Consider the following 25,056-nt stretch of genomic DNA (forward strand, 5'->3'; position numbering starts at 1 on the left):
AAGTGAAAATGTTCTGCACAAAGGCAAAAGCAGTTCACCGTTGCAGACGTTTGCGCTGGCATAATCCAGCGCAATTCAGGACGGAGCAGTGACCATGTCGCGCTACTTTTTTTTATCCCTCTGCGTGATCTTTTCCGCAGCCCACGCTGACGAAAAATCCACCGCGAACGATGCTCACGATCTGGCCTACAGCCTCGGCGCCAGCCTGGGTGAACGGCTGCGTCAGGAAGTCCCGCAGCTACAAATTCAGGCATTGGTCGAGGGCTTGCAGCAGGCGTATCAAGGCAAGCCGCTGGCGCTGAGTGAAGCGCGTATCGAACAGGTTCTGGCCGATCACGAAGCGCAAAATGCCGAGCACTCGACACAGCCTTCGAGCGATGCCGCGATGGAAAACGAACAGCGTTTTCTCACCGCTGAAAAAGCCAAACCGGGCGTGAAGGAATTGGCCGATGGCATCCTGCTGACCGAGCTCGCGCCAGGCACCGGCACCAAGGCCGGCCCGGATGGAAAAGTGCAGGTGTTGTATGTCGGTCGCTTGCCGGACGGCACCGTGTTCGATCAGAACACTCAGCCGCAATGGTTCAACCTCGACAGCGTGATCGCCGGCTGGCGCAGCGCTTTGCAAAACATGCCGGTGGGGGCGAAATGGCGTTTGGTGATTCCATCGGATCAGGCCTATGGCGCTGATGGTGCCGGCGACTTGATCGCACCGTTTACACCGCTGGTATTTGAAGTGGAGTTGCGCGGCGCGAGCAGTTGAGCAGGCAATAAAAAACGGTGCGCTTTGGGCGCACCGTTTTTTTGATCAGAGAAAAGAATCAGGCCTGAACCGGATCTTCTTCCTTGTGTGCTGTGTGCAGCACTTCGATCAGGCAGTCTTCGAGTTCGAAGCGCTCGTGCAGCAAACCACCGAGTTCTTTGAATTTCTCGGCAACGCATTTGCCTTCATCGCAAAGGTCATTGAACGCGAGCAGCTTCTCGGTGATGACGTCGATGCGCGGGTAGATTGTCTCGGCGAGCTCCAGACCGCGTTTGTCGTTGAACGCCTTGGCTTCGCCAGTCAGCTGTTCGTAGATTTCGAAGTGCCCGGCCGACACGTAATCGACCAGCACGCCGCAGAATTCCTGCAAAGGCTTGCGGCTCTCGGACAGCGACTCAGGCTGTGCACCGAGATTGTCGTAGGCACCGATCAGATCTTCACGCTCTTGCAACCAGCGGTCGATCAGCAGATGAACTCCACCCCAACGTTCCTGAGCATTCTGACAACTTTCGAGCATGGCGATCTCTCTTCCCTTGTGGGTCATGCTGCTCTACACCCGCGCCTCTCTTCTGGTTTATCGCTTGGAGGGCGGCCGGGCAGAGCGTCATCGAGCAACATAATTCCAATGACACGTGCGGGCCAGATTATGCCCGCGCGCCTATGGCATCAAGGTACGCAGGAGATAAAGTTCATACAAGTGTTTAATCCCTGACCAGCCCTTGGTGCGACGCTTCGCCGCTGAGCGGTCGTTGCAGAGCGTTGCAGACCAGCCGCAGCAGTTGATAAAACGCCAGAATCGACACCCCGACAAAGAACAGCAAACTCCATTCCGGGATGCTCAAATCAAACAGCGTCCAGGAAATTTCGGCGCAATCGGCGCTGCCGTTAAACATCCGCAGTGTTGCGCACAGCCACGGTAGACGGCTGAAAAGGGTCTCGGGATCGGGCGAACATTCCACCAGTTGCAACAACGGATCACTCTGCAACAGCACCTGCCGCCAGGCCGCCGTCGTGCCCACCAGACTGGCACCCAGCGCCGCCAGCCAATAGAGCGACAGACCGACACGTTGCGGGCCATGCACCGCCGCCAAACCGCAGACGGCCGTCAGCAGCGTCAGAAACAAGCGCTGCACCAGGCACAGACTGCACGGCGCCAGCCCGATCGCGTATTCGAGGTAATAGGAAGCTCCCAGGGCAACGGCCCCCGCAGTGAAAGCTATGAAAAACAAGGAGCGTGAGCAGGCCAACGACATGGCTTTTCCGTAACAGTAGAGACAGGTAGTTACGGTAGAGGAAAGCGCGTAAGCCTTTCAAGGCAAGGGGCTGCCGACACTTCGGCAAAGGTGTAGGGAAAACCCGACAGGGCAGGAAGGAAAAGAAGAAGGCGCTCGTAGGACTTTGCCTCTGGCGCCCATTTGCGGGGAATTATTCGGTCGGAAAACCTACACGAGGGAGCGAACTCCCTCGTCGATTCAGACGCGCGCCGGCGCCGGTAATGGCGCAGCAAGCAGACGCTCATCGAGCAGGCCTAGGCCTTCCTGGAACAGCTGATTACTGCGATCGGTGTCCCCGAGCTGCGCCAGCAGACGCGCCAGCTCCGCACAGGTTTCCGGGTTGCGCTGCACGCGCAGGCTGCTTTCCAGATAGTCGCGCGCCTTGCCCCACAGACTGGTCTGCAGACACAGACGGCCGAGGGTCAGCAGCAAGCTCGGATCATTCGGATGTTCCTTGAGCCAGCCTTCAGCGGTCTGCAACTGACACGCCGGATCGCTGCCGCGCACCAGACCATAGAGACGCGCCAGATGACTGTCGTACTGGCGCTTGAGCGCGGTGCGCAGCACTTCTTCCGCCTCGACCTGAGCGCCCAGCTGACGCAGTTGTTCGGCGTAGGCCAGCACCAGCGGCGCTTCCTGACGCTGAGCCGAAGTGAGTTGCTGCCACGCCCGTTGGAGCGACTGCAAACCCACGGTGCCGTCTTCTTCGCGGTGTGCAGCCAGCGAGAGGTTTTCACCCCAGGCGCGACGCTCCAGTTCAGACAGTTCAGCCGGCGGCAGCACTTTGTCTTTGCGCAGCTCCGGCAGCAGGCGAATCACCGCCGACCAATCGCCGCGCTGCTGATGCAGGCGATGCAATTGGCGCAGGGTTTGCGCGTTGTGCGGATGGCGTTCGTGCATGGCTTGCAGGGTGACCAGCGCACCGTCGGTGTCGCCACGATCGGTCTGCAACTGCGCATGACTCAGGGCAATCGCCAGCTCGGCTTGCGGCTGACGTTCCAGTGCGCGCTCCAGCAGACGATCGCATTCTTCGTAATTGCCCTGCTCATTGGCCGCACGGGCGGCACCGAGGTAGTACAGCAGCGGCTGGCGCTCGGCCTCGGCGGCGCGAGAAAGATGCCGCTGCGCACTGGCCCAACGACCTTCAGCGAGATCCAGCTGACCATGCTCGATCGCCACTTGCACACGACGGCTGCGATTGCGTCGCGACCATGGATTGACCACGCCGCTGGAAGTCATCACCAGCTCGATCAGCGCCTTGATGCCCCAGATCAGCAGCCACAACACCGCGATCAGCCCGAGCGTTGCCCACAGGCTCGCTTCATAGCGGAAGCTCTTGTAGGCGATCAGCACGTAACCGGACTGCTGCGCCACCGCAAAACCCAGCGCTGCCGTCGCCGCGATCACCAGAAACACGATCACATACAAGCGTTTCATGGCGTGGCCTCCTGCGCAGGATTCGCGGCAGGTTTGGCGAACGGTTTCACCGATTCTTCAGCGTTGACGTTACGGCGTTCGAGATAGCCTTGCACTGCACTCAGGGTGCCGGTCATGTCCGGCGTGTTGACGGTGACCGGTTCTTTGCTCAGCTCGCCAACCTGTTCCAGCATCACTTTGCTTTGCGGGTTGTCCGGATTGAAATTGCCTTTGAGCACATCACGCGCTTCGGCCATGGCCTGGGTGTAAACCGGCGCCTGACCATTGAGGGCCGCCCACTGCGCCTGCTCCAGCGCCAGGCTCAGGGCCAGACGCACTTGGCTCAGACTCTGCCCGGCCAGCAGCGGCCGCACGTTTTTATCCGCATTGAAATCGATGCGGATGTAACGCGAGACTTGATCCCACCACTGCGCCCAACGACTGGCGCCGTCACCGTCAGCGGTCAGGCCCAGCAGCGATTCGCCGCGATCTTTGTACTCGGGCGCCAGCTCGGTGAGCCCGACCACCTGATCACGCAGTGCACCGATGCGCAGGAACAATCCGGTGCGATCCGGCTGCTCGGTGCTGCGCAGGGCGACGAGGGTTTTGGCCACTTGCTCGCGGGCCGCGAAGGCGCCCGGATCGTTCTGTTCGCGGAGGATTTCGTCGGCACCCTGCACCAGTGCCTGAGCGCTGCTGATGTCCTGCAACGCTGAAAGACGCAGGCTGGCCAGACGCAGCAGATGTTCGGCCTCGGCCAGACGCCAATCCTTGCGGCTTGCGCCAAGGACGGTTTCCAGACGTTGATTGAGGCGCTGTTGATCGCCCTGAAGCTGCGTCACCAGACGCTGGCGTTCGGCAAGTTCGTCGGCGCCCGGCAACTGCGCAAGGCGTTCGGTCAGGCGCTGCTCGTTGAGCTTCAGGGTCTGTGCCTGATCGTTCAGCGCCTGCACTTCACCCGACTGCGCTTGCGTGTTGGTCTGCAGGTGACGCACCTGCCAGACACCCCAGCCACCGATCGCGACGCCGGCTGCGCCAAGCAACAGGGCGACGATGGCCAGTCCATTGCCTCGGCGCGGCTCTTTGGCCGGCGGTGGAGTTTCAACCTGAGCATCGATCACAGGCTGGACATCATCTTTAGGCAAGGCTGTTTCGCTCACGTATCCATCCTTTGCATTAGAGAACGGGCCCGGGATTTTCCCGTAACGCCGTCAGCAAAGCCGCGGCATTCGCGCCGCGGCAATCCACAACTGTTTGAGCCCCGGCGGCACGTGCCAGCTCGGCGACTCTCGGGCTTGGTACAAACAACGGCAATTGCGCAATTTCCGGCCAGGCATCGCCGGCCATTTCGCGCAGGTGCTCAAAACCCTGTCCACTGCTGACCACCAGCCCGTTCAAGCGTTCCGCTTGCAACCGCCGTGGCAGCTCTTTGGGCGCGTACGCTGGCAGGTCGCGTCGATACAATTCCAGATACTCGACACTAGCACCTAGCGCGCGCAGACGCTCGGCGAGCAGCTCGCGCCCGCCCTCGCCACGCAGGATCATCACCTGCGCGCCGGGCTGGCTGACCGCTTCACGCAGACGCGGCAATTGCAGCAAGGCTTCGCTGTCATCGCCGTCGTCCGGGAAGCTCACGTCGAGGCCATGCTCGCGCAGAATCTGTGCGGTCGCCGCGCCGACGCTGAACCAAGGCATCGTTAGCGCAGACGAATTGCCGAGCAGATCCAGCGCAATGCGTGCCGCCGGTTTGCTGACCACGATCACCGCGTTATAACTCTGCAAGCGCGCCATCGCCTGACGAATATTGTCAGAGACCGGCAGCGCGACAATGTCCAGAAGCGGCAAGCAGCTACTGAAAACACCCTGCGCCGCCAACGTCTCGGCCAGCGCCGCACAGTCTTCCGCAGGGCGCGTCAGCAGCAGGCGCCAAGCGGTCACTCGTGACCTGCCTCGCCATAGACTGCCTTGAGAATCTCGGCTGCGCCCTGGCTCAGCAAGTCTTCGGCGACCCGCACGCCCAACGCTTCGGCGTCGGCACGCGGTGCGCGAGCTTCAGCGCTGAGCAGCAAGCCACCGCTCGGCTCGCCGACCAGACCGCGCAACCACAACTGCTCGCCTTCCAGCACGGCGTAGCAGGCGATCGGCACTTGGCAGCCGCCATTCAGATGTTTGTTGAGGGCACGTTCGGCAGTCACGCGCGACGAGGTGTCGGCGTGATGCAGCGGTGCAAGCAAGGCGTGGATTTCAGTGTCGGCGCTGCGGCATTCGATGCCGACCGCGCCCTGGCCACCGGCCGGCAGGCTGTCATCGACACTGATCGCCGAGGTAATGCGTTCTTCGAAACCGAGGCGGATCAGACCGGCCGCAGCGAGGATGATCGCGTCGTACTCACCGGCATCGAGCTTGGCCAGACGCGTGTTGACGTTACCGCGCAGGAAGCGGATTTGCAGATCCGGGCGACGCGTCAGCAATTGCGCCTGACGACGCAGGCTCGACGTGCCGACAATGGCGCCCGCAGGCAACGCATCGAGGCTGGCATAGGTGTTGGAAACGAAGGCGTCGCGCGGGTCTTCGCGCTCGCAGATGCAGAACAGACCGAGACCTTCAGGGAAGTCCATCGGCACGTCTTTCATCGAGTGGACGGCGATGTCGGCTTCGTTTTCGAGCAGCGCGGTTTCCAGTTCTTTGACGAACAGACCCTTGCCGCCGATTTTCGACAGTGGCGAATCGAGCAGCTTGTCGCCGCGACTGACCATGGGCACCAGCGTCACCAGCAGGCCCGGATGGGCCGCTTCCAGACGGGCTTTAACGTATTCGGCCTGCCAAAGGGCCAGCGCACTTTTACGGGTGGCGATGCGGATTTCGCGAGAGGACATGGATCAATCCGTACTGAATAGATACGGCGGATAATAACAGCTCAGCCAAATCCACTTTGACTTGAATCAGCCTCGGCGCGGCCTCCCTGGCCCGCCATGCCCGGTGAAAAGAACAGTGAGCCGCCGGAAAAGTCCGGCTTACAGGCCCTGCATCATTTTGCGTACGCCGGCCACGTGCCGACGACTGACGATCAGCGCATCACCATTGAGGCCTTTGAGGAACAGCTGGAAATGCCCCAGCGGCGTGCGTTGCAGACGTTCGATGCGGTCGCGGGCGACCAGGGCGTTGCGGTGGATCCGCACAAAGCGTTCGCCGAATTCGTCTTCGAGGGCCTTGAGCGGCTCGTCCAGCAGCACTTCGCCGGCCTCGTGGCGCAAGGTCACGTATTTGTGGTCGGCAATAAAATAGACCACCTGATCCAGCGGGATCAGTTCGATGCCTTTGCGGGTGCGGGCGCTGATATGGCTGCGCGGGCCGGTGCCACTTTCGGCAGCGGGACGGGTCAGGGCCGAGAGTTGCGCCCGGTTGGGACGTTCCGCCCGTTTCAGGGCGTCATGCAGATGTTCAGTTCGCACGGGTTTCACCACATAGCCCACGGCGCTGGCCTGCAGGGCTTCCACGGCAAATTCATCGGGGCTGGTGCAAAACACCACGGCGGGCGGCGTTTCTCGTTCGCACAGACGGGCAGCGACTTGCAGGCCATCGAGGCCTGGCATGCGGATATCGAGCAAGACGATATCCGGCTTGTGGCTGTCGATCAGTGCCAACGCCTCCTCGCCATTCGTGGCGCTGGGCTCCAGAACTGTATAACCCTCGAGCTCGCTCACCATTCGGCTGAGGCGCTCGCGAGCCAGTGGTTCGTCATCAACGATCAGGACATTCATATTGCGCTGGATTCCTGCGTGAGTCTCGCACAAGGATAGCGTAGACAGGTGAAGTGACGTCCGTCACCGCGATCCACGCTAAGACTAGCCCGAGCGCCAAAAAGTGCCGTACGTCGGCCAGCAATATTTGCCAGAGTCCGAGTCGTACCACTCAAAGCCCGCTGTTTCTCGCGTTTTTCGCAGGGATTGCCGAAGGACAATTACACCCACCCCCTCTTCTTATAGTCGGCGACCAGACCTTTGCGCGATCCAAAGTCGCGCCGACCCTTATGTCCTACTGTAGACGCTCGTCGGGCCGATATTGCTCAATCGAAAAATATCCTTACGCAAATCCCCCGGGAGCAGTGCCGACTATGGCCGGTTCGATGAGAAAAAAACGTATCGACCAGTGTCAACGACAGGATTGGCAACCCTGTTATTATCCGCGCCAGCGTTTCACGCCTTTTTTCTTCAAGCCGATACGAGCGAATTCATGAGCACTGACAAGACCAATCAGTCCTGGGGCGGCCGCTTCAGTGAACCCGTCGACGCCTTCGTCGCCCGCTTCACCGCCTCCGTCACTTTCGACCAGCGCCTGTATCGCCACGACATCATGGGCTCGATCGCCCACGCCACCATGCTGGCCAAGGTCGGCGTGCTGACCGATGCCGAGCGCGACAGCATCATCGACGGCCTGAACACCATTCAGGGCGAAATCGAAGCCGGCCAGTTCGACTGGCGCATCGACCTCGAAGACGTGCACATGAACATCGAAGCACGCCTGACCGATCGCATCGGCGTCACCGGTAAAAAGCTCCACACCGGGCGTAGCCGTAACGACCAGGTCGCCACCGACATCCGCCTGTGGCTGCGTGACGAGATCGACCTGATCCTCGCCGAAATCACCCGTTTGCAAAAAGGCCTGCTGGAGCAAGCCGAGCGCGAAGCCGCGAGCATCATGCCCGGCTTCACTCACCTGCAGACCGCGCAGCCAGTGACCTTCGGGCACCACATGCTGGCCTGGTTCGAAATGCTCAGCCGCGATTACGAGCGCCTGGTCGACTGCCGCAAGCGCACCAACCGCATGCCACTGGGCAGCGCCGCACTGGCCGGCACCACCTACCCGATCGACCGCGAATACACCGCACAACTGCTCGGTTTCGACGCCGTCGGCGGCAACTCGCTGGACAACGTTTCCGATCGCGACTTCGCCATCGAATTCTGCTCGGCCGCGAGCATCGCGATGATGCACTTGTCGCGTTTCTCCGAGGAGCTGGTGCTCTGGACCAGCGCGCAGTTCCAGTTCATCGATCTGCCGGATCGTTTCTGCACCGGCAGCTCGATCATGCCGCAAAAGAAAAACCCTGACGTGCCAGAACTGGTGCGCGGCAAGACCGGCCGTGTGTTCGGTGCCTTGATGGGCCTGCTGACCTTGATGAAAGGCCAGCCGCTGGCCTACAACAAGGACAACCAGGAAGACAAAGAGCCGCTGTTCGACGCCGCCGACACCCTGCGCGACTCGCTGCGCGCCTTTGCCGACATGATCCCGGCGATCAAACCGAAGCACGCGATCATGCGTGAAGCGGCGTTGCGTGGTTTCTCCACCGCGACCGATCTGGCGGATTATCTGGTGCGCCGTGGTCTGCCGTTCCGTGATTGCCACGAGATCGTTGGTCATGCGGTGAAGTACGGCGTGGACACTGGCAAGGATCTGGCCGAGATGAGCCTGGAAGAACTGCGTCAGTTCAGCGATCAGATCGAGCAGGATGTGTTTGCCGTGCTGACCCTGGAAGGCTCGGTGAATGCCCGTGACCATATCGGCGGGACTGCGCCGGCGCAGGTCAAGGCTGCTGTAGTTCGCGGTCAGGCGCTGATCGCCAGCCGCTAACAGCAAAGCTTCGCGAGCAAGCTTTGCTCCTACGGGTTCGGTGTGAACTTGTAGGAGCAAGGCTTGCCCGCGAAGACTGACTTCAGAACAATAAACTCCTACTTCTTGGCAGCGATCATCGCCAAAAACGCTGGCATCGCCGCTTCTTTGTCCGCCGCAATCTTCTGCACATGCGGATTCTGCTCAAGCCGCTCCAGCAGCGCCTTCGCCTGCGGCATCTCCGCCAGCAAATCGATCCCGAACAGTTTATGCCCGACCGCACAGGCCAACGGCACGCTGTAGAGGAAGTACAAATCGGCAATGCTCAGACTGTCGCCCGCCACGTACGGGGCGAATTTGCCGTGACGACCCAGCGCCGCAAAACCCAATAGCAATTCAGACTTGGTCTTTTCCTTGATCGCGTCCGGCAAGGTCATGCCGAAGAACGCTTCGCCGTAACAGGCGCGGCCCGGCAATTCGATGTACAGCTCGATTTCCTTGGCAATCGCCAGCACTTGCGCACGTTCGAACGGATCGCTCGGCAGCAGCGGCGTGCCTTTTTGGGTTTGCTCCAGGTATTCGAGGATGATCGCGGTTTCGTTGATGAAACCGGCGTCCACGCCCAGCACCGGGACTTTGCCGCGCGGGCTGATGGCCAGTGATTCCGGGGTCGGTGTCGGGTAGAAGGTGACTTCTTCGAACGGCAGGCCTTTTTCCAGCAGCGCCAGTTTGACCATGTTGTAGTAGTTGCTGACTGAGAATCCGTAGAGCTTGAGCATCACATAGCCTCCAGGCCGTGCGGGGTGGGCAGTGCCTGTTTATAGATCGCTCAGGCCAATCCCGCCAGCAGCATCACGCCGCTGAATGCGGGTAAACTGGCGCCTTTCCTTGAGGAGCCTGCCATGAGCGAGCCGACAGACATCGACAATGACAACGACGAAGAAGAGTTCACCGAAGCGACGTTGATCGAAGCCATCGAAAACCAGATCGAAAGCGACAACCCGCCGGCCGCTAAAGCGACGTTCAACAAACTGACCCTGGTCGGCGTCGAGCGCGAAGAAATCCTCAATCTGATGGCCCACGTGCTGGCCTACGAGATTGACGCGATGCTCGATGAAGACCGCGCATTTGATACTGAATGGTACGAAGCGGCCCTGCGTGCACTCCCTGAGTTGCCACCAGAAAAAGCCTAAGATCAAAAGATCGCAGCCTTCGGCAGCTCCTACACAAATCCCCTGTAGGAGCTGCCGAAGGCTGCGATCTTTTTTATGGGGACTACACTGGAATCCGCCTCACGACAAAATCCCTGATCTGTGCACTGGACATGCCGCAAAAGCGGGTTCACCTTAGGGGCGCTGTCGTCTAATTCCTAGAAAGTCTGGAGTCCTTATGTCGCTTACCCCTGAGTTGGTTGCCGAACTGGAAGTCCTCGCACTCTTTCCCCTGGACAGTTCCCAGGAAGGTTTGAAAATTCATCAGACCGCTGCCCCGAAACATATCTCTGCCGCTAAACGCCTCTTTGAAAAAGACCTGACGGATCAGCCCGATGGCGGTTATCTGACCAGCCTCGGTCGCGATGCTGCGCAAAATGTGCAAACCGTGCTGACCATTCTGAGAGAGCAAGAAACCGCCTGATTCCCCCCGACTTCGCCCACGGAAACTCCTGCCACGGGATTTCCGCGGGCCTGTGCGGGCGAAACGATAGAAATCTGACGTCAAAAACAAATTCAGCTTAAAAGTCCCGCTGCGCTAAGGCTAAACTGCCCGACATTCCGAGACCCTCTACGTCCGAGCCTGCGGGCCGGTTTGAGCTGATATGACGCGCACCCACGAAATCCGCCCCGACCTGGACGAGGGAATTGACCGCAAGGTTCTCAGCCAGCTGCGCGCGCGGTTTCTCAAACTCAATGAAGGCCGCCTCGGCCGTGCCCTCGAAGGGTTGTCGCCGCGCCAACAGAGCGTGCTGACGCTGTTGCCGCTGTTCTTCCACGTCAATCATCCGCTGCTGCCGGGTTACGTCTCGGGCAGTGCGCCGGCCGGCCTGTCGAATTACGAGCCGGACACCAATGTGCTCGCTGAAGCCCAACGCCTGACTCGCTCGTTTTCTTATAAGCCGCGCCACGGCAGCAACCCGCCGCGACCGATTCACGGCCTGTTCCTGATGGGCAGCCTCGGCACACTGGCGCAGGCCGATCAAAGCGACATGGACGTGTGGGTCTGCCACGCACCGGATCTGAGCGAAAGCGAACTCAGTGAGCTGAGCAAGAAATGCCAGTTGCTCGAAGCCTGGGCCGCGAGCCAGGGCGCCGAGGCGCATTTCTTCCTGATCGACCCGGTGCGCTTCGTCAAAGGTGAACGCGACAACCAGCTCAGCTCGGAAAACTGCGGCACCACCCAGCACTATTTGCTGCTGGACGAGTTTTATCGTACGGCGATCTGGCTGGCCGGGCGCACGCCGATCTGGTGGCTGGTGCCGGTTTACGAAGAAACCGCCTACGACGTTTACACTCACACCCTGCTGTCGAAGCGCTTTATTCGCGCTGACGAAACCCTCGACCTCGGCCATCTGGCGACGATTCCGCCGGGAGAGTTCATCGGCGCCGGGTTGTGGCAGTTGTTCAAAGGCATCGAGTCACCGTACAAATCGGTGCTCAAACTGCTGCTGACCGAGGTCTACGCCAGCGAGCATCCGAAAGTGCAGTGCCTGAGCCTGCGCTTCAAAAAAGCCGTGTTCGCCAATCAACTGGATCTGGATGAACTGGATCCGTACATGGTCGTGTACCGGCGCATCGAGGAATACCTCAAGGCGCGCAATGAGCCGGAGCGTCTGGAACTGGTGCGGCGCGCGCTGTACCTCAAGGTCAATCGCAAGCTCACCGGCAACAGCCGCACGCAGAGCTGGCAGCGCTCGCTGCTCGAACGTCTGGCCAGCGAATGGCATTGGGATCAGCGGCAGCTGGCGCTGCTCGATAGCCGCAGCCAGTGGAAAGTCCGTCAGGTCAGCGCCGAACGCCGCGCGCTGGTCAGCGAGCTGAATTACAGCTATCGCTTCCTGACCCAATTCGCCCGCACCGAGCAAACCGTCAGCCTGATCAACAAGCGTGACCTCAATGTGCTCGGCCGACGGTTGTACGCCGCGTTTGAACGCAAGGCCGACAAGGTCGAGTTCATCAACCCCGGCATCGCCCCGGATCTGGCCGAAGACACCCTGACGCTGGTGCAATCGCGCAACAAAAAGGAACCCGGGCAAACCCAGTGGGGCCTGTACAACGGCAGCCTCACCGCGCAGGAATGGGAGCATTTCGCACCGATCAAACGCAGCCGCGAGTTGCTTGAACTGCTGACCTGGAGCCATCGCAACGGCGTGATCGACAGCAGCACGCGCCTGGCGCTGCACCCCGGCACCAGTGACATGAGCGAGTTCGAACTGTTCAACCTGCTCGGCAGCCTGCAACAGTGCATCGCCCTGCCCTTGCCCACGGTCGACGAAATCCCGTTGCTGCGCGCCGCAGTGCCCAGCGAAGTGCTGATGCTGGTCAACGTCGGCATCGACCCGCTCAAGCATCACCGCGACCTCAACATCCTGATGACCACCGAACGCACCGACTCGCTGAGCTACGCCGGCGTGCGCGAAAATCTGGTGCTGACCCTGGATCAGGTCACGCTCAACAGCTGGAACGAAGTGCTGGTCAACCGTTTCGACGGCCCACACGCCTTGCTCGACTGCCTGCGCGACTACCTCAACAACCTGCCGCGCGGGCCGCAGCAGCCGAAATTAAAGGTACGCTGCTTTTGTCATAACCGCGCACAGTTCATTGCCCGCCGCGTCGAAGAGATTGTCGACACCGCGCAGAACCTGTTGCTCAGCGAGCTGAATCATCGTTACCTGATTCAGGTGCAGCAGCACTATCACGTTTTGGAATTGGTGCCCGGCCAGGTCAACCACGTCGCCCTCGCCACGCTGCCGGCGTTGCTCGATTATCTCGGTGAAGAACAGCCGCGTTATAGCCCGCTGCATCTGGATCCGATGGCGCTGGAGGAGCACGACCTCGCCTTGATCCTGCCGATGGGCCAGCCGGAATGCATTCAGGTGTTCTACCGGATCACTGAGCAACAGGCCGAGTTGTACGTGCTGGATGAATTCAATGCGCTGTGGCTGCAGCGTTTGCCGTATCACGATGAGCAAAGTCTGCTGGTGCCATTGCAGCGTTTTCTGCAATCGATCCTGTTCCGCCGCGAAGCCGTGCTGCCGATGGACGCAGGCCCAGACGCTGCCCTCGAAACTTTGTATTACCAGTTATTGCCATCGGGCCCCGGGCGCGCGCGCCGGGTCGAAGCACGGCCCGCGCCGCAAACGCCAATCAACAAACCGTTCTACGACGTGCAGGCGATCGTCGGCAAAGCCGCACCGGGCGAAGTGCAGGTCACTTTGTATTGCAATCAACGGGAATTCAGCGAGCTGGAACATGGCGACCAGCTGTTCAGCGTGGTCGCCCGGGAGATCGTCGAGCAGCGTCGCGAGACCGAGCGCTACCGCTGCTACATCACCGACCTCGACCTTTCGGGCCTGCTCGGTGACGGGCAGAGTTCAAGCAATTTGTATCTGCGCTACAAGGCTGACCTGGAGCGCGCACTGAACGAGGCGCTCGAACAGGTCTGAGGCAGGATTACTCGGGGAACGCGCCACCGTTGGCCGGTTGCGATTCGACTTCGAGCAAGGTCAGCTTGAGAGTCTTGCCACCCGGCGCCGGCCAATCGATGTGCTGACCGACTTTCAGGCCCAGCAGCGCACTGCCGACCGGCGCCAGAATGGAGATCTTGCCTTCGTCGGCGTTGGCATCCTTGGGATAGACCAGCGTCAGGTGGTAATCCTTGCCACTGCCTTCTTCGCGGCAATGCACGCGGGAATTCATGGTCACGACATCGGCGGGCACTTCATCGTGGCCGACCACGGTGTCGGCGCGATCCAGTTCGGTTTGCAGCGCAATCACGCCCGGCGCAGCCTGGTCTTTCTCGTTCAGGTTGTCGATCAAGCGCTCCAGACGTTGCACGTCCAGACGGGTAAGGGTGATGGAAGGTGCGGTCATGATCCGGGCAGACTCCTTTCTTCTGCACATAAAAAGCAAAACCCCGCCAAAAAAGACGGGGTTTTCACCGTGCCTCGGTGGTTTGAGGCGTCTGCGGACACTATCACAGCTCAAAAAATATACAAGCCACCCTGCCCCAGCCCCCACTTATCCATCCGGGAACCTTTGTGGCGAGGGGATTTATCCCCGTTCGGCTGCGCAGCAGTCGTAAAGATTTTGGGGCCGCTATGCGACCCAACGGGGATAAATCCCCTCGCCACAATGGGTATCAAACAGAATTTTGGCGGGCAGCAGCCTGGGCGCAGATGACCCGCCGGCGCTGATCATCTGCCGAACGCCATTCGCGAATGTCTTCAACATGCCGAAAGCAGCCCAGACAAACCTTCTGCTCGTCCAGCCGACAAACCCCGCTGCACGGCGAAGGCACGGCCGCGCTGACATTGCTGTAAAGCGGCTTCGGCGGACAAACGGGAGCGGTATCAGTCACGGAATCACAGACCTTCGAAATCGAAATCGGCGCCGGCCTGTTGCTTGACGATGCGCTCGAGCATTTCGCCCAGTTGCTCTTCGCTCTTGTCGCACATCCAGCGCTCGCTTTCTTCGTCGTAATCAAAGTGGAAACCACCGGACACGGCCGCCAGCCATAGCTGACGCAGCGGCTCCTGACGGCTGAAGATCAGCTGCGAGCCGTTTTCGAACTTGACGGTGAGCACACCGGCAGAGTTCTCCATGTCGATATCCAGGTCACTTTCATCAAAGATGTCTTCCAGTTTTTCCTGGGTTTCATCGACCAGATCGTGGAAACGGGCTTCGGACAAACTCATTGCGGCAACCTCAAAAAATGTTCTGATCAGGCTCAAGCGCCGAAAGATACGGACGCTTCCGGCCGATTGCAAAGATTAACGACCAAGCACCTCAATGGCACTGTAGACACCGTACCGGTGGGAGCGGGCTTGCTCGCGAAGGGGCCGGCACATCCAACATATTTGCCGCCTGAACCAGCGCTTTCGCGAGCAAGCCCACTCCCACAGGGGTTTGTGCATCTGCAGCAAGCCCCGCCGGACGGGAAGGCCATCGCATAGGCAAGCTGCCGGGTGGCCGGTATACTCCGGCGCAATTAACGCATTTTCAAGGATTTCGCCATGAAGCGCCTGATCTCTTCCCTTGCTGCGCTCGTCGCGGTTGCCTGCCTTGTTTCGGCCTGCGGTCAAAAAGGCCCGCTGTACCTGCCCGATGACACTCAGGATCCGGCCGAGCAAGCCAAATCGTCGCAAAAACAACCGGCTTCCAAAGCACACAAGCACGACGTTTATTAAGGGATCGCCATGGACGCTTTTAACTACCGTGGCGGGGAGCTGTTTGCGGAAGGTGTGGCGCTGTCCGCCATCGCCGACCGCTTCGGCACCCCTACCTACGTTTACTCGCGCGCACACATCGAAGCGCAGTATCTGGCTTACGCCGATGCGCTGGCCGGCATGCCGCACCTGGTCTGCTTTGCGGTCAAAGCCAACTCCAACCTCGGCGTTCTGAATGTCCTGGCCCGTCTCGGTGCCGGTTTTGACATCGTTTCCCGGGGCGAGTTGGAACGCGTGCTCGCCGCTGGCGGCAGCGCTGACAAGATCGTGTTCTCCGGCGTCGGCAAGACCCGTGATGACATGCGTCGCGCCCTCGAAGTCGGCGTGCACTGCTTCAACGTCGAATCCACCGACGAGCTCGAGCGCCTGCAAGTCGTGGCTGCCGAGCTGGGCGTTCGTGCGCCGGTTTCGTTGCGTGTGAACCCGGACGTCGATGCCGGCACCCACCCGTACATTTCCACCGGTCTCAAAGAGAACAAGTTCGGCATCGCCATTGCCGACGCCGAAGACGTGTACGTGCGCGCCGCGCATCTACCGAACCTCGAAGTGGTCGGTGTCGACTGCCACATCGGTTCGCAACTGACCACGCTGCCACCGTTCCTCGATGCGCTCGACCGTCTGCTGGATCTGGTCGATCGTCTCGGCGATTGCGGCATTCACCTGCGCCACATCGATCTCGGTGGTGGTTTGGGCGTGCGTTATCGCGATGAAGAGCCGCCATTGGCTGCCGACTACATCAAAGCCGTACGCGAGCGTCTCAACGGTCGTGATCTGGCACTGGTGTTCGAGCCGGGCCGTTTCATCGTTGCCAACGCCGGCGTGCTGCTGACTCAGGTCGAGTACCTCAAGCACACTGAGCACAAAGACTTCGCCATCGTCGATGCGGCGATGAACGACCTGATCCGCCCGGCGCTGTATCAGGCGTGGATGGACGTTACCGCGGTCAAACCGCGTGATACTGCTGCGCGCAAATACGACATCGTCGGCCCGATCTGCGAAACCGGCGACTTCCTCGCCAAGGATCGCGAATTGGCTCTGGCCGAAGGCGATCTGCTGGCCGTGCATTCGGCCGGCGCCTACGGTTTTGTGATGAGCTCCAACTACAACACCCGTGGCCGTGCCGCTGAAGTGTTGGTAGACGGTGATCAGGCTTTTGAAGTGCGTCGCCGCGAGACCGTGGCCGAGCTGTTTGCCGGCGAAAGCCTGCTGCCGGAGTAACCCATGCTGCTGCGTTTTACTAAAATGCACGGCTTGGGCAATGACTTCATGGTTCTCGACCTGGTCAGCCAGCACGCGCATATTCAGCCAAAGCACGCCAAGCAATGGGGCGACCGCCACACTGGCATTGGTTTCGACCAATTGCTGATCGTCGAGGCGCCGAGCAATCCGGACGTGGATTTCCGTTATCGGATCTTCAACTCCGACGGCTCGGAAGTTGAGCAGTGCGGCAACGGTGCGCGCTGCTTTGCGCGCTTCGTGCTCGACAAGCGTCTGACCGCCAAGCGGCAGATTCGCGTCGAGACCAAGGGCGGCATCATCGAACTGGACGTGCGTAACGACGGCCAGATTGGCGTGAATATGGGCGCCCCGCGCCTGGTGCCGGCGGACATTCCGTTCGACGCACCGGCGCAAGCCATCAGCTATCAACTGGAAGTCGATGGCACCACGGTCGAACTGGCCGCTGTGTCGATGGGCAACCCTCACGCGGTACTGCGCGTGCAGGACATCAACAACGCGCCAGTGCATGAACTGGGGCCGAAAATCGAACATCACCCGCGCTTCCCCGCGCGCGTGAACGTCGGTTTTCTCCAGGTCATCGACCGCAACCGCGCGCAACTGCGTGTGTGGGAACGTGGCGCCGGGGAAACCCAGGCCTGCGGTACCGGCGCATGCGCGGCGGCGGTTGCGGCCATCAGTCAGGGGTGGATGGATTCGCCGCTGTTGATCGACTTGCCCGGCGGGCGTCTGTCCATTGAATGGGCAGGCCCTGGCCAACCGGTGCTGATGACCGGTCCGGCAGTGCGTGTATACGAAGGACAAGTGCGTCTTTGAGTGAGCAAAAACCATGACCGATAAGCCTCAGGTACCCGCCCGACAGTCCGACGAATCAGCGTCCGAGAGCCTGGAGGCGGCAGCGGTTGCTGCGTACCTTGAGGCGCATCCGGACTTCTTCGTCGAGCACGAAGAACTGCTGCCCGCCCTGCGCATTCCGCACCAGCGCGGCGACACCGTTTCGCTGGTCGAACGGCAGATGACCATCCTCCGTGATCGCAACATCGAGATGCGTCATCGCCTCTCGCAGTTGATGGACGTCGCCCGCGACAACGATCGCCTGTTCGACAAAACCCGTCGCCTGATTCTTTCCTTGATGGATGCCAGCAGCCTGGAAGACGTGGTGATCAGCGTCGAAGACAGTCTGCGTCAGGATTTCCAAGTGCCTTTTGTCAGCCTGATTTTGCTCGGCGACAACCCGGCACCGGTTGGCCGCTGGGTCACCCACGCCGATGCGCAAGTCGCCATCGGCGGCTTGCTCACCGAAGGCAAAAGCGTCAGCGGCAGCCTGCGCGAACATGAACTGGACTTCCTCTTCGGCGAAGAACAGCGCAAGCAGATCGGCTCCACCGCCGTCGTCGCGGTCAGCCATCAAGGCATCCACGGCATTCTGGCGATTGCCAGCCGTGATCCGCAGCACTACAAGAGTTCGGTCGGAACGCTGTTCCTCAGCTACATCGCCGAAGTCATGGGCCGCGTGCTGCCACGGGTCAACAGCTCCCTGCGCTCGGTACGCTGAACATGGAACGACAACTGGACGCTTACTGCGAACACCTGCGCAGTGAGCGACAGGTGTCGCCGCACACGCTCTCGGCCTACCGCCGCGACCTCGATAAAGTCCTCGGCTGGTGCATCAAACAGAACATCGGCAGTTGGGCGGCGCTGGATATTCAACGCCTGCGCAGCCTGATCGCCCGCCTGCATGCGCAAGGCCAGTCCTCGCGCAGCCTCGCCCGGTTGCTCTCGGCGGTGCGTGGGCTCTATCACTATCTGAATCGCGAAGGCCTTTGCGACCATGATCCGGCGACCGGTCTGGCGCCACCGAAAGGCGAGCGCCGCCTGCCGAAAACCCTCGACACTGACCGTGCGCTGCAACTGCTGGAAGGTGCGGTCGAGGATGATTTTCTCGCGCGTCGGGATCAGGCGATTCTGGAGTTGTTCTACTCCTCCGGTCTGCGCCTCTCCGAGCTGACCGGGCTTAATCTAGATCAACTTGATCTGGCCGATGGCATGGTGCAAGTGCTCGGCAAGGGCAGCAAAACCCGTCTGCTGCCGGTAGGAAAAAAGGCCCGCGAAGCCATCGAACAATGGCTGCCATTGCGCGCGATGACCAACCCGGCGGACGACGCCGTGTTCGTCAGCCAGCAAGGTCGACGCCTTGGCCCGCGAGCGATTCAGGTACGGGTCAAATTGGCCGGCGAACGCGAGCTCGGGCAGAACCTGCACCCGCACATGCTGCGGCATTCCTTCGCCAGCCATCTGCTCGAATCCTCACAGGATCTGCGCGCGGTGCAGGAATTGCTCGGCCACTCCGACATCAAGACCACGCAGATCTACACCCACCTGGACTTCCAGCACCTGGCGGCGGTCTACGACAGCGCCCACCCACGGGCCAAACGCATGAAAGGCGACGATTCATGAGCATCCAGTTGATCACCTTCGACCTCGACGACACGCTGTGGGACACCGCGCCAGTGATCGTCAGCGCCGAAGCGGTATTGCGCGAATGGCTGAGCGAACATGCGCCGAATCTGGGCGCGGTGCCGGTCGAGCATTTGTGGGCGATTCGTGAGCGTGTGCTGGCCAATGAGCCGGGGCTGAAACATCGCATCAGCGCGTTGCGTCGGCGGGTGTTGTTTCATGCGATGGAAGACGCCGGCTACGCCCATGGCGAAGCCACCGACCTGGCAGACAAGGGCTTTGAAGTGTTTCTGCATGCGCGACATCAAATCGAAGTGTTTCCTGAAGTCGAGCCAGTGCTGGAAATTCTCGCCAATCATTACGCCCTTGGCGTGGTCACCAACGGCAACGCCGATGTGCGTCGGTTGGGCCTGGCGGATTACTTCAAGTTTGCGTTGTGCGCGGAAGATATCGGCATCGCCAAACCGGACGCGCGGCTTTTTCATGAGGCTCTGCAACGCGGTGGCGCCACCGCCGAAACCGCCGTGCACATCGGCGATCATCCGGGTGATGACATTGCCGGCGCACAACAGGCGGGTTTGCGGGCAATCTGGTTTAACCCGGCGGGTAAACCGTGGGAAGCGGATCGTCTGCCGGATGCGGAAATCCGTAGCCTCAGCGATTTGCCAGCCGTGCTTGCACGCTGGAATGCCGCCTCCGCCTGACGCACAACCGCCTTTTTGTGGCGAGGGGATTTATCCCCGATGGGCTGCGAAGCGGCCCCAAATGCAGAAAACCCAACAATCCTGACACACCGCGCAAGCTGACTTCACGGCTGCTGCGCAACCGATCGGGGATAAATCCCCTCGCCACAGTGACCGCAGCGGGTCGTGCATTTTCTAAAGGCATGAAAAAGCCCGCAGCGACGGCGGGCTTTTTCAGCAAGCAACCGGCACGCCTCAGATAGGGCGGCTGCCGTACTTGTTGTCCGGCTTCTTCGGAGGATCGGCGACCACATTGGCCTCCACTTCCTGCACTTTTCCGCCGCGCGACAGGAACTCTTCCATGGCCTTGGCCAGGGCGTCGCGCTCCTTGTTCTTGGCTTCAATGCTCGGCAACTCATCTACCGACACCGCAGCCTTGGCTTTGCCTTTGGCAGCCGGGGCCGGCGTATCGTCACCGCCATCGTCGTCAGCAACGTCTTCCGCTGCTGCTTCCAGGCCTTCCTCGGCCTCGTCTTCGTCGCCTACTTCGAGGTCGTCGTTTTCCAGATCATCGTCGCTCATGTTCTACCTCATGACTTGCGAAAAGCAGATTAGTTATAGACCAGCTTTGGCAACTGTCGAAAGTCGCCGTTAAAAAATCAGTAACCATTGGTGACCAACGGTTTATGCCCCTTCACCGTGCAAGGTGGCGAGGACTTTACGGGCACCGCCATGATCACGGTGCTCGCCCAGATAAACACCTTGCCAGGTACCCAGTGCCAGTCGCCCTGCCGACACCGGCAGACTGATCTGACAACCAAGCACGCTGGCCTTGAAGTGCGCCGGGAGGTCGTCCAGGCCTTCGTCGTTATGCTCATAGCCGTCTGTTCCTTGTGGGATCAGACGATTGAAAAATCGTTCGAAGTCGCGACGTACCGCCGGATCGGCGTTCTCGTTGATGGTCAACGACGCCGAGGTATGCTGCAGCCACAAATGCAACAGACCGACCCGGCACTCCCTGAGTTCAGGCAGGCCAGCGAGTAACTCGTCCGTTACCAGATGAAAGCCCCGGGGCCGTGCCCGCAGGGTAATCAGAGTCTGTTGCCACATACAGTTCTCCGCACGTTCGGGGCGCATTCTAGCGCGCTCTGGGAAAAAACAAAGGCCCTAATACGCGTGCAATGACGTAAGCGTTTGGCCGGTGAAAAACCGTCGTCGTAAACACGACTAAAGGCGTACGAAAAATCCTTTCAGCCTGTCGCTTAATGACAAATCCCGGACAAAAAAATGCCCGGCGAACCGGGCAATTTTTTTCAGTGCGCGTACTTACAGGTTGTAGCCGCGTTCGTTGTGTTGTGCCAGATCGAGGCCGACCGATTCTTCTTCCTCGGTCACACGCAGACCCATGACGGCGTCCAGCACCTTGAGGATGATGAAGGTGACGATCGCGGTGTAGATCACCGTGAAGCCGACGCCTTTGACCTGAATCCAGACTTGCGCGCCGATATCGGTGACGGTGCCGAAGCCACCCAGAGCCGGCGCAGCGAAGACACCGGTAAGGATCGCGCCGAGAATACCGCCGATACCGTGTACGCCGAACGCGTCCAGGGAATCGTCATAACCGAGCTTGCGTTTCAGGGTGGTGGCGCAGAAGAAGCACACCACGCCTGCAGCCAGACCGATCACCAGTGCGCCCATCGGGCCCACGGTGCCGGCAGCCGGAGTGATCGCGACCAGACCGGCAACCACACCCGAAGCAATGCCCAGTGCGCTTGGCTTGCCGTGAGTGACCCATTCGGCAAACATCCAGCCCAGCGCCGCCGCAGCGGTAGCGATTTGGGTGACCAGCATCGCCATGCCGGCAGTGCCGTTGGCCGCCGCAGCGGAACCGGCGTTGAAGCCGAACCAGCCGACCCACAGCATCGCCGCGCCCATCAGGGTGTAACCGAGGTTGTGCGGAGCCATCGGGGTGGTCGGGAAGCCTTTACGCTTGCCCAACACCAGGCAGCAGATCAGACCGGCCACACCAGCGTTGATGTGCACCACGGTGCCGCCCGCGAAGTCGAGCACGCCCCAGTCCCACATCAGGCCGCCGTTGCCGGACCAGACCATGTGTGCGATCGGCGCGTAAACCAGGGTGAACCAGATGCCCATGAAGATCAGCATCGCGGAGAACTTCATCCGCTCGGCGAACGCACCGACGATCAGCGCCGGGGTGATGATCGCGAAAGTCATCTGGAAGGTGATGAACACCGCTTCAGGGAACAACGCCGCAGGACCGGTCAGGCTCGAAGGCGTGACACCGGCGAGGAACGCCTTGCCCATGCCGCCGAAGAACGAGTTGAAATTGACGACGCCCTGCTCCATGCCGGTGGTGTCGAACGCAATGCTGTAGCCATAAATGACCCACAGGATGCTGATCAGACCGGTAATGGCGAAGCACTGCATCATCACGGAAAGAATGTTTTTCGAGCGAACCATGCCGCCGTAGAACAGCGCCAGGCCCGGGATGGTCATGAACAGCACGAGTGCCGTCGAGGTGAGCATCCAGGCAGTGTCGCCAGAATTGAGGACTGGGGCCGCCACTTCGTCTGCCGCCATTGCAAGGCTTGGCATTACGATGGACAACAGGGCTCCTAGCCCTGCGAATTTACGCAGAGTCATATTGTTTTCTCCTGGGGCGTTGGGGTTTGTGGCGGCGTTTAAATCGCGTCGGTATCGGTTTCGCCGGTACGGATGCGAATCGCCTGTTCCAGATTGACCACGAAGATCTTGCCGTCACCGATCTTGCCGGTGTTGGCCGCTTTGGTTATCGCCTCGATAACCCGATCCAGATCCTTGTCGTCGATGGCCACGTCGATTTTCACCTTGGGCAGAAAATCGACCACATATTCCGCGCCGCGATACAGCTCGGTGTGACCCTTCTGCCGGCCGAAGCCTTTGACTTCAGTAACGGTAATGCCCTGCACGCCGATTTCGGACAGCGACTCGCGCACGTCGTCCAACTTGAACGGCTTGATGATGGCAGTGACTAGCTTCATGAAAACTCTCTCCCGAATTGGTGGACTTGCCCCAGGAAAACAAACCCGACTCAAGTCTAAGCGCAGTGCCTGGCTTTGTAACGCATCGTCGGCCGTACCTGCCCGACTGACGCCAGCTAACCGCTGCCGACGAAACTCCCCGCTCCGTCTGCCGCACTGCATTCGTCACAGCGACTGCATCAGTGCATGGGTCGAAGGTGACTAAGCAGAAAGCTTGCCATCTCGCCAAAAACCACTGATTTCAATCCCTTGGCCGCTGCCGCACGCCATCCCGTGCGAAACCCCATCCGGATACGCACAACAACGGTGCGTCGCCGTCCGTCCGCCTGCGCGAAAAGCGTGCATCCCTGACCACGGGATTGACTATAGACACTGCGTGATACACTGCCGGCCATTGTTTCCAGGACATCCACCATGCTCGCGCCCAAAGACTTCCTCGACGCCCTGAGCGGCACCGCCTCCCGCCTGTTCAACGGCGACACCCCGCTGCCGAAAGCCGAAATCGAAAGCCAGTTCAAGATGCTGCTGCAGAGTGCGTTCAGCAAACTGGATCTGGTCAGCCGTGAAGAATTCGACAGCCAGATGGTCGTACTGGCCCGCACTCGCGCCCGCCTCGAAAGCCTCGAAGCCAAAGTCGCCGAGATGGAAGCCAAGCTGACGCCGCCCGCTGAATAACCCACGCCCCCTGTAGGAGCTGCCGAAGGCTGCGATCTTTTGATCTCCAGCCCTTCAACCATCCCGGCAACGTCCTACAACCTGAATGACCGCCGTCCGATTGCGCCGATAAGCCCAGGTTTCTAAGCTCACCCGATGCTGAATGTTCAGCAGCGGGTTTGGCGACCTGGATCGAATTTGACGCAATGCAACTAAACTCACAGAGAGGTTTTTTCTCTCAACGAGTTATGGCGGCTTTGCGTGGGAGACCTCAGGGTCTGCCGGTTTCGAATTCACCGGTTCGCCAACCCGCGCATAGCTGCCACCCTTTTCGTTTGGCGACGAACAGAAGCAGTTTTCTTCACTTGAATTCGAGAACTGAACCATGGACGAAAACTACCTGACACCTAACATCTTCACCCGCCACAAACTCCCCCTCCACGCCCTTCTCATCCAGAACCAACCCTGGTTCTGCGCACGAGACCTGAGTCGCCTGCTGCACATCTACCTCAACGAACGCATGCTGCGAAAACTCGACCCCGACCAATACCAAACCCGCAAAACCTTGATCCACAACCAGATCGAAAACGCCCTGCTGATCAGCGAATCGGGCAAACCGTTTCGCCGGCGTCCTACAACTATTAGGGCATAACCCTACGAGAATCAGCGTCTGCGCCTGATTACGTGAGTTCTTCGCTGTGATTAGGCTGGTGGTTTTCGCCTGCGCTGGTCGATCCTATTTGTCGAGTTCCAGGCGATACACATTGATCGCCAGACACTCTGGTTCTGGATCCCTCTTGTCTGATTTGCTTAAGCTCAAAGAAAACACGCTGGTTCAGCATCCAGATGGTGGTTACATCTTTGGCACGATCCCCGATATGCCAAAATTCGGCTTGCCAGGCGGGAAGATTTATCTGCGTGTAGGTATCCACCGTCGAGCGAATAGTGGTTTTGGCGTAGTGCACATTTGGGAAGCCCATAGTGCCGATTTGCTCAAGCATGGTTGCCAGACTGCCGATGGGATAGCAGCGATTGTTGCGAAAATGATTGTCCCGGGAGCACAAATCTATTGTGAGTTCAAAGAACAGCGATGTGGAAACAGGATCGCGGTACTGAGGACATCTATGGGAACACTGATTCTTGAACCGCGACACGAGCGCGCCACAGGATTTGGTTACTTCGTGGTGACTTGGTACCCGCAAAAACGCGCACATGGCACGTTAGTAGGGCAGATACCACGAGCACCATCAAATCAGAAATAAAAAAGGCGTCCGATGGACGCCTTTTAAGTATTTTTTGAGGAGTAGTCGCAGCGATTCTTTAGCTCCGGGCTTTACGGCCTTGGGTTCAGAATCCGACAGGCTAGCCCGTCGTCACTACTTCAGAGAAACCAGCTTTCTCTGCTGCCAAAAATGCGGGGGAGCTTTTGCTGGTGCCCAGTCCCGACGAATGCGCAGTTGCAGTCCTCGAACAGGATGATCCGTCA

Annotated in this window: 28 protein-coding genes and 2 pseudogenes; 14 read left to right on the forward strand and 16 right to left on the reverse strand. The window is 59.9% G+C overall.

The features are described from left to right. The first annotated feature begins 94 nt into the window (after window positions 1-94). Window positions 95-760 (forward strand): FKBP-type peptidyl-prolyl cis-trans isomerase, encoded by a 666-nt coding sequence (locus GVL50_RS16955; protein ID WP_159814381.1) that lies wholly within the window; start codon window positions 95-97, stop codon window positions 758-760. 58 nt (window positions 761-818) lie between these two features. Here GVL50_RS16955 and GVL50_RS16960 read toward each other — a convergent pair whose 3' ends face one another. From GVL50_RS16960 to GVL50_RS29455, 8 genes and pseudogenes are all read right to left on the reverse strand, one after another. Continuing rightward, window positions 819-1,277, reverse strand: a complete 459-nt coding sequence (locus tag GVL50_RS16960; RefSeq protein WP_053124949.1) for an Rsd/AlgQ family anti-sigma factor — start codon at window positions 1,275-1,277, stop codon at window positions 819-821. A gap of 184 nt (window positions 1,278-1,461) precedes the next feature. After that, complete coding sequence (locus GVL50_RS16965; RefSeq protein WP_159814383.1) at window positions 1,462-2,013, reverse strand: disulfide bond formation protein B; 552 nt, start codon at window positions 2,011-2,013, stop codon at window positions 1,462-1,464. A gap of 219 nt (window positions 2,014-2,232) precedes the next feature. Then, window positions 2,233-3,471, reverse strand: a complete 1,239-nt coding sequence (locus tag GVL50_RS16970; RefSeq protein WP_159814385.1) for a heme biosynthesis protein HemY — start codon at window positions 3,469-3,471, stop codon at window positions 2,233-2,235. Further along, window positions 3,468-4,610, reverse strand: a complete 1,143-nt coding sequence (locus GVL50_RS16975; RefSeq protein WP_053124956.1) for a uroporphyrinogen-III C-methyltransferase — start codon at window positions 4,608-4,610, stop codon at window positions 3,468-3,470. Before GVL50_RS16975 ends, GVL50_RS16970 begins: the two co-directional genes overlap by 4 nt. A gap of 16 nt (window positions 4,611-4,626) precedes the next feature. Beyond that, window positions 4,627-5,388 (reverse strand): uroporphyrinogen-III synthase, encoded by a 762-nt coding sequence (locus GVL50_RS16980; RefSeq protein WP_159814387.1) that lies wholly within the window; start codon window positions 5,386-5,388, stop codon window positions 4,627-4,629. Next, entirely contained in the window at window positions 5,385-6,326 is a 942-nt protein-coding gene (gene hemC / locus GVL50_RS16985; RefSeq protein WP_159814389.1) for a hydroxymethylbilane synthase, read from the reverse strand. Before hemC ends, GVL50_RS16980 begins: the two co-directional genes overlap by 4 nt. A 138-nt stretch (window positions 6,327-6,464) precedes the next feature. Next, window positions 6,465-7,211 (reverse strand): LytTR family DNA-binding domain-containing protein, encoded by a 747-nt coding sequence (locus GVL50_RS16990; RefSeq protein WP_007911111.1) that lies wholly within the window; start codon window positions 7,209-7,211, stop codon window positions 6,465-6,467. After that, window positions 7,208-7,411, reverse strand: a pseudogene (locus GVL50_RS29455) (sensor histidine kinase); the annotation flags it as partial. The pseudogene GVL50_RS29455 and the gene GVL50_RS16990, both read right to left, overlap by 4 nt. Window positions 7,412-7,683: 272 nt before the next feature. Here GVL50_RS29455 and argH point away from each other — a divergent pair. Further along, window positions 7,684-9,078, forward strand: a complete 1,395-nt coding sequence (gene argH / locus GVL50_RS16995; RefSeq protein WP_008084559.1) for an argininosuccinate lyase — start codon at window positions 7,684-7,686, stop codon at window positions 9,076-9,078. Window positions 9,079-9,176: 98 nt separating this feature from the next. Here the strand turns inward: argH and GVL50_RS17000 are convergent, their stop codons facing one another. Continuing rightward, complete coding sequence (locus GVL50_RS17000) at window positions 9,177-9,836, reverse strand: glutathione S-transferase family protein (protein ID WP_159814391.1); 660 nt, start codon at window positions 9,834-9,836, stop codon at window positions 9,177-9,179. A gap of 123 nt (window positions 9,837-9,959) precedes the next feature. Between GVL50_RS17000 and GVL50_RS17005 the strand changes: the two genes are divergently transcribed. The 3 genes from GVL50_RS17005 to GVL50_RS17015 all read left to right on the forward strand — a co-directional run bounded on the left by GVL50_RS17005 (window position 9,960) and on the right by GVL50_RS17015 (window position 13,717). Then, entirely contained in the window at window positions 9,960-10,250 is a 291-nt protein-coding gene (locus tag GVL50_RS17005) for a hypothetical protein (protein ID WP_053124965.1), read from the forward strand. Window positions 10,251-10,446: 196 nt separating this feature from the next. Next, window positions 10,447-10,692: a TIGR02647 family protein gene (locus GVL50_RS17010; RefSeq protein WP_008084565.1), complete on the forward strand. Its 246-nt coding sequence runs from the start codon at window positions 10,447-10,449 to the stop codon at window positions 10,690-10,692. A gap of 181 nt (window positions 10,693-10,873) precedes the next feature. Further along, a complete protein-coding gene (locus GVL50_RS17015) occupies window positions 10,874-13,717 on the forward strand; it encodes a class I adenylate cyclase (RefSeq protein ID WP_159814393.1) in 2,844 nt (947 codons plus the stop codon). Window positions 13,718-13,724: 7 nt separating this feature from the next. Here the strand turns inward: GVL50_RS17015 and rnk are convergent, their stop codons facing one another. From rnk to cyaY, 3 genes are all read right to left on the reverse strand, one after another. Next, window positions 13,725-14,144: a nucleoside diphosphate kinase regulator gene (rnk, locus tag GVL50_RS17020; protein WP_053124969.1), complete on the reverse strand. Its 420-nt coding sequence runs from the start codon at window positions 14,142-14,144 to the stop codon at window positions 13,725-13,727. A gap of 268 nt (window positions 14,145-14,412) precedes the next feature. Continuing rightward, the gene (locus tag GVL50_RS17025; RefSeq protein WP_159814395.1) at window positions 14,413-14,631 is read right to left on the reverse strand and encodes a DUF1289 domain-containing protein; all 219 of its coding nucleotides are present in this window, start codon (window positions 14,629-14,631) and stop codon (window positions 14,413-14,415) included. 4 nt (window positions 14,632-14,635) lie between these two features. Beyond that, on the reverse strand, window positions 14,636-14,968 hold the full coding sequence (gene cyaY, locus GVL50_RS17030) for an iron donor protein CyaY (RefSeq protein ID WP_008084571.1): 333 nt from the start codon (window positions 14,966-14,968) through the stop codon (window positions 14,636-14,638). A 318-nt stretch (window positions 14,969-15,286) separates the two neighbouring features. Between cyaY and GVL50_RS17035 the strand changes: the two genes are divergently transcribed. The 6 genes from GVL50_RS17035 to GVL50_RS17060 are packed head-to-tail and all read left to right on the forward strand — an operon-like array spanning window position 15,287 to window position 19,896. Further along, window positions 15,287-15,460 carry a lipoprotein gene (locus GVL50_RS17035; RefSeq protein WP_082341500.1) on the forward strand — a complete coding sequence of 58 codons (174 nt, stop codon included), beginning with the start codon at window positions 15,287-15,289 and terminating at the stop codon, window positions 15,458-15,460. Window positions 15,461-15,469: 9 nt separating this feature from the next. Next, on the forward strand, window positions 15,470-16,717 hold the full coding sequence (gene lysA, locus GVL50_RS17040; RefSeq protein ID WP_159814397.1) for a diaminopimelate decarboxylase: 1,248 nt from the start codon (window positions 15,470-15,472) through the stop codon (window positions 16,715-16,717). 3 nt (window positions 16,718-16,720) lie between these two features. Then, on the forward strand, window positions 16,721-17,551 hold the full coding sequence (dapF, locus tag GVL50_RS17045; protein ID WP_053124973.1) for a diaminopimelate epimerase: 831 nt from the start codon (window positions 16,721-16,723) through the stop codon (window positions 17,549-17,551). A gap of 13 nt (window positions 17,552-17,564) precedes the next feature. Beyond that, window positions 17,565-18,290 carry a DUF484 family protein gene (locus tag GVL50_RS17050; RefSeq protein ID WP_053124974.1) on the forward strand — a complete coding sequence of 242 codons (726 nt, stop codon included), beginning with the start codon at window positions 17,565-17,567 and terminating at the stop codon, window positions 18,288-18,290. Between the two features lie 2 nt (window positions 18,291-18,292). Then, window positions 18,293-19,192: a tyrosine recombinase XerC gene (xerC, locus tag GVL50_RS17055; protein WP_053124977.1), complete on the forward strand. Its 900-nt coding sequence runs from the start codon at window positions 18,293-18,295 to the stop codon at window positions 19,190-19,192. Further along, complete coding sequence (locus GVL50_RS17060) at window positions 19,189-19,896, forward strand: HAD family hydrolase (RefSeq protein ID WP_159814399.1); 708 nt, start codon at window positions 19,189-19,191, stop codon at window positions 19,894-19,896. The genes xerC and GVL50_RS17060 overlap by 4 nt, the downstream gene beginning before the upstream one ends. 234 nt (window positions 19,897-20,130) lie before the next feature. Here the strand turns inward: GVL50_RS17060 and sutA are convergent, their stop codons facing one another. The 4 genes from sutA to glnK form a co-directional block, all read right to left on the reverse strand. After that, window positions 20,131-20,457: a transcriptional regulator SutA gene (gene sutA, locus GVL50_RS17065; RefSeq protein ID WP_007920420.1), complete on the reverse strand. Its 327-nt coding sequence runs from the start codon at window positions 20,455-20,457 to the stop codon at window positions 20,131-20,133. A 102-nt stretch (window positions 20,458-20,559) separates the two neighbouring features. Beyond that, window positions 20,560-20,985: a secondary thiamine-phosphate synthase enzyme YjbQ gene (locus tag GVL50_RS17070; RefSeq protein ID WP_007920418.1), complete on the reverse strand. Its 426-nt coding sequence runs from the start codon at window positions 20,983-20,985 to the stop codon at window positions 20,560-20,562. Between the two features lie 216 nt (window positions 20,986-21,201). Then, complete coding sequence (locus GVL50_RS17075) at window positions 21,202-22,539, reverse strand: ammonium transporter (protein ID WP_016985874.1); 1,338 nt, start codon at window positions 22,537-22,539, stop codon at window positions 21,202-21,204. Between the two features lie 38 nt (window positions 22,540-22,577). Next, window positions 22,578-22,916 (reverse strand): P-II family nitrogen regulator, encoded by a 339-nt coding sequence (glnK, locus tag GVL50_RS17080; protein WP_002555808.1) that lies wholly within the window; start codon window positions 22,914-22,916, stop codon window positions 22,578-22,580. Between the two features lie 414 nt (window positions 22,917-23,330). Between glnK and GVL50_RS17085 the strand changes: the two genes are divergently transcribed. The 3 genes and pseudogenes from GVL50_RS17085 (at window position 23,331) to GVL50_RS17095 (ending at window position 24,832) form a co-directional block, all read left to right on the forward strand. Then, window positions 23,331-23,591: an accessory factor UbiK family protein gene (locus GVL50_RS17085; RefSeq protein WP_008086041.1), complete on the forward strand. Its 261-nt coding sequence runs from the start codon at window positions 23,331-23,333 to the stop codon at window positions 23,589-23,591. Window positions 23,592-23,955: 364 nt separating this feature from the next. Next, a pseudogene (locus GVL50_RS17090) lies at window positions 23,956-24,183 on the forward strand (phage antirepressor protein); the annotation flags it as partial. A gap of 184 nt (window positions 24,184-24,367) precedes the next feature. Beyond that, entirely contained in the window at window positions 24,368-24,832 is a 465-nt protein-coding gene (locus GVL50_RS17095) for a hypothetical protein (RefSeq protein WP_159814401.1), read from the forward strand. The last annotated feature ends 224 nt before the right edge of the window (window positions 24,833-25,056 follow it).

Source organism: Pseudomonas sp. 18058 (genome assembly GCF_902706155.1).
Taxonomy (GTDB): Bacteria; Pseudomonadota; Gammaproteobacteria; order Pseudomonadales; family Pseudomonadaceae; genus Aquipseudomonas; species Aquipseudomonas rustica.

Bases quoted from the DNA above. Each gene is read 5' to 3' on its own strand.
- dapF (WP_053124973.1), top strand. From the start codon at position 16,721: ATGCTGCTGCGTTTTACTAAAATGCACGGCTTGGGCAATGACTTCATG.
- GVL50_RS16965 (WP_159814383.1), bottom strand. From the start codon at position 2,013: ATGTCGTTGGCCTGCTCACGCTCCTTGTTTTTCATAGCTTTCACTGCG.
- lysA (WP_159814397.1), top strand. From the start codon at position 15,470: ATGGACGCTTTTAACTACCGTGGCGGGGAGCTGTTTGCGGAAGGTGTG.
- GVL50_RS17070 (WP_007920418.1), bottom strand. From the start codon at position 20,985: ATGTGGCAACAGACTCTGATTACCCTGCGGGCACGGCCCCGGGGCTTT.
- GVL50_RS17050 (WP_053124974.1), top strand. From the start codon at position 17,565: ATGACCGATAAGCCTCAGGTACCCGCCCGACAGTCCGACGAATCAGCG.
- argH (WP_008084559.1), top strand. From the start codon at position 7,684: ATGAGCACTGACAAGACCAATCAGTCCTGGGGCGGCCGCTTCAGTGAA.
- hemC (WP_159814389.1), bottom strand. From the start codon at position 6,326: ATGTCCTCTCGCGAAATCCGCATCGCCACCCGTAAAAGTGCGCTGGCC.
- cyaY (WP_008084571.1), bottom strand. From the start codon at position 14,968: ATGAGTTTGTCCGAAGCCCGTTTCCACGATCTGGTCGATGAAACCCAG.
- xerC (WP_053124977.1), top strand. From the start codon at position 18,293: ATGGAACGACAACTGGACGCTTACTGCGAACACCTGCGCAGTGAGCGA.
- GVL50_RS17005 (WP_053124965.1), top strand. From the start codon at position 9,960: ATGAGCGAGCCGACAGACATCGACAATGACAACGACGAAGAAGAGTTC.
- GVL50_RS16960 (WP_053124949.1), bottom strand. From the start codon at position 1,277: ATGCTCGAAAGTTGTCAGAATGCTCAGGAACGTTGGGGTGGAGTTCAT.
- GVL50_RS17010 (WP_008084565.1), top strand. From the start codon at position 10,447: ATGTCGCTTACCCCTGAGTTGGTTGCCGAACTGGAAGTCCTCGCACTC.
- sutA (WP_007920420.1), bottom strand. From the start codon at position 20,457: ATGAGCGACGATGATCTGGAAAACGACGACCTCGAAGTAGGCGACGAA.
- GVL50_RS16955 (WP_159814381.1), top strand. From the start codon at position 95: ATGTCGCGCTACTTTTTTTTATCCCTCTGCGTGATCTTTTCCGCAGCC.
- rnk (WP_053124969.1), bottom strand. From the start codon at position 14,144: ATGACCGCACCTTCCATCACCCTTACCCGTCTGGACGTGCAACGTCTG.
- GVL50_RS16990 (WP_007911111.1), bottom strand. From the start codon at position 7,211: ATGAATGTCCTGATCGTTGATGACGAACCACTGGCTCGCGAGCGCCTC.
- glnK (WP_002555808.1), bottom strand. From the start codon at position 22,916: ATGAAGCTAGTCACTGCCATCATCAAGCCGTTCAAGTTGGACGACGTG.
- GVL50_RS17075 (WP_016985874.1), bottom strand. From the start codon at position 22,539: ATGACTCTGCGTAAATTCGCAGGGCTAGGAGCCCTGTTGTCCATCGTA.
- GVL50_RS17060 (WP_159814399.1), top strand. From the start codon at position 19,189: ATGAGCATCCAGTTGATCACCTTCGACCTCGACGACACGCTGTGGGAC.
- GVL50_RS17035 (WP_082341500.1), top strand. From the start codon at position 15,287: ATGAAGCGCCTGATCTCTTCCCTTGCTGCGCTCGTCGCGGTTGCCTGC.
- GVL50_RS17015 (WP_159814393.1), top strand. From the start codon at position 10,874: ATGACGCGCACCCACGAAATCCGCCCCGACCTGGACGAGGGAATTGAC.
- GVL50_RS16970 (WP_159814385.1), bottom strand. From the start codon at position 3,471: ATGAAACGCTTGTATGTGATCGTGTTTCTGGTGATCGCGGCGACGGCA.
- GVL50_RS17085 (WP_008086041.1), top strand. From the start codon at position 23,331: ATGCTCGCGCCCAAAGACTTCCTCGACGCCCTGAGCGGCACCGCCTCC.
- GVL50_RS17000 (WP_159814391.1), bottom strand. From the start codon at position 9,836: ATGCTCAAGCTCTACGGATTCTCAGTCAGCAACTACTACAACATGGTC.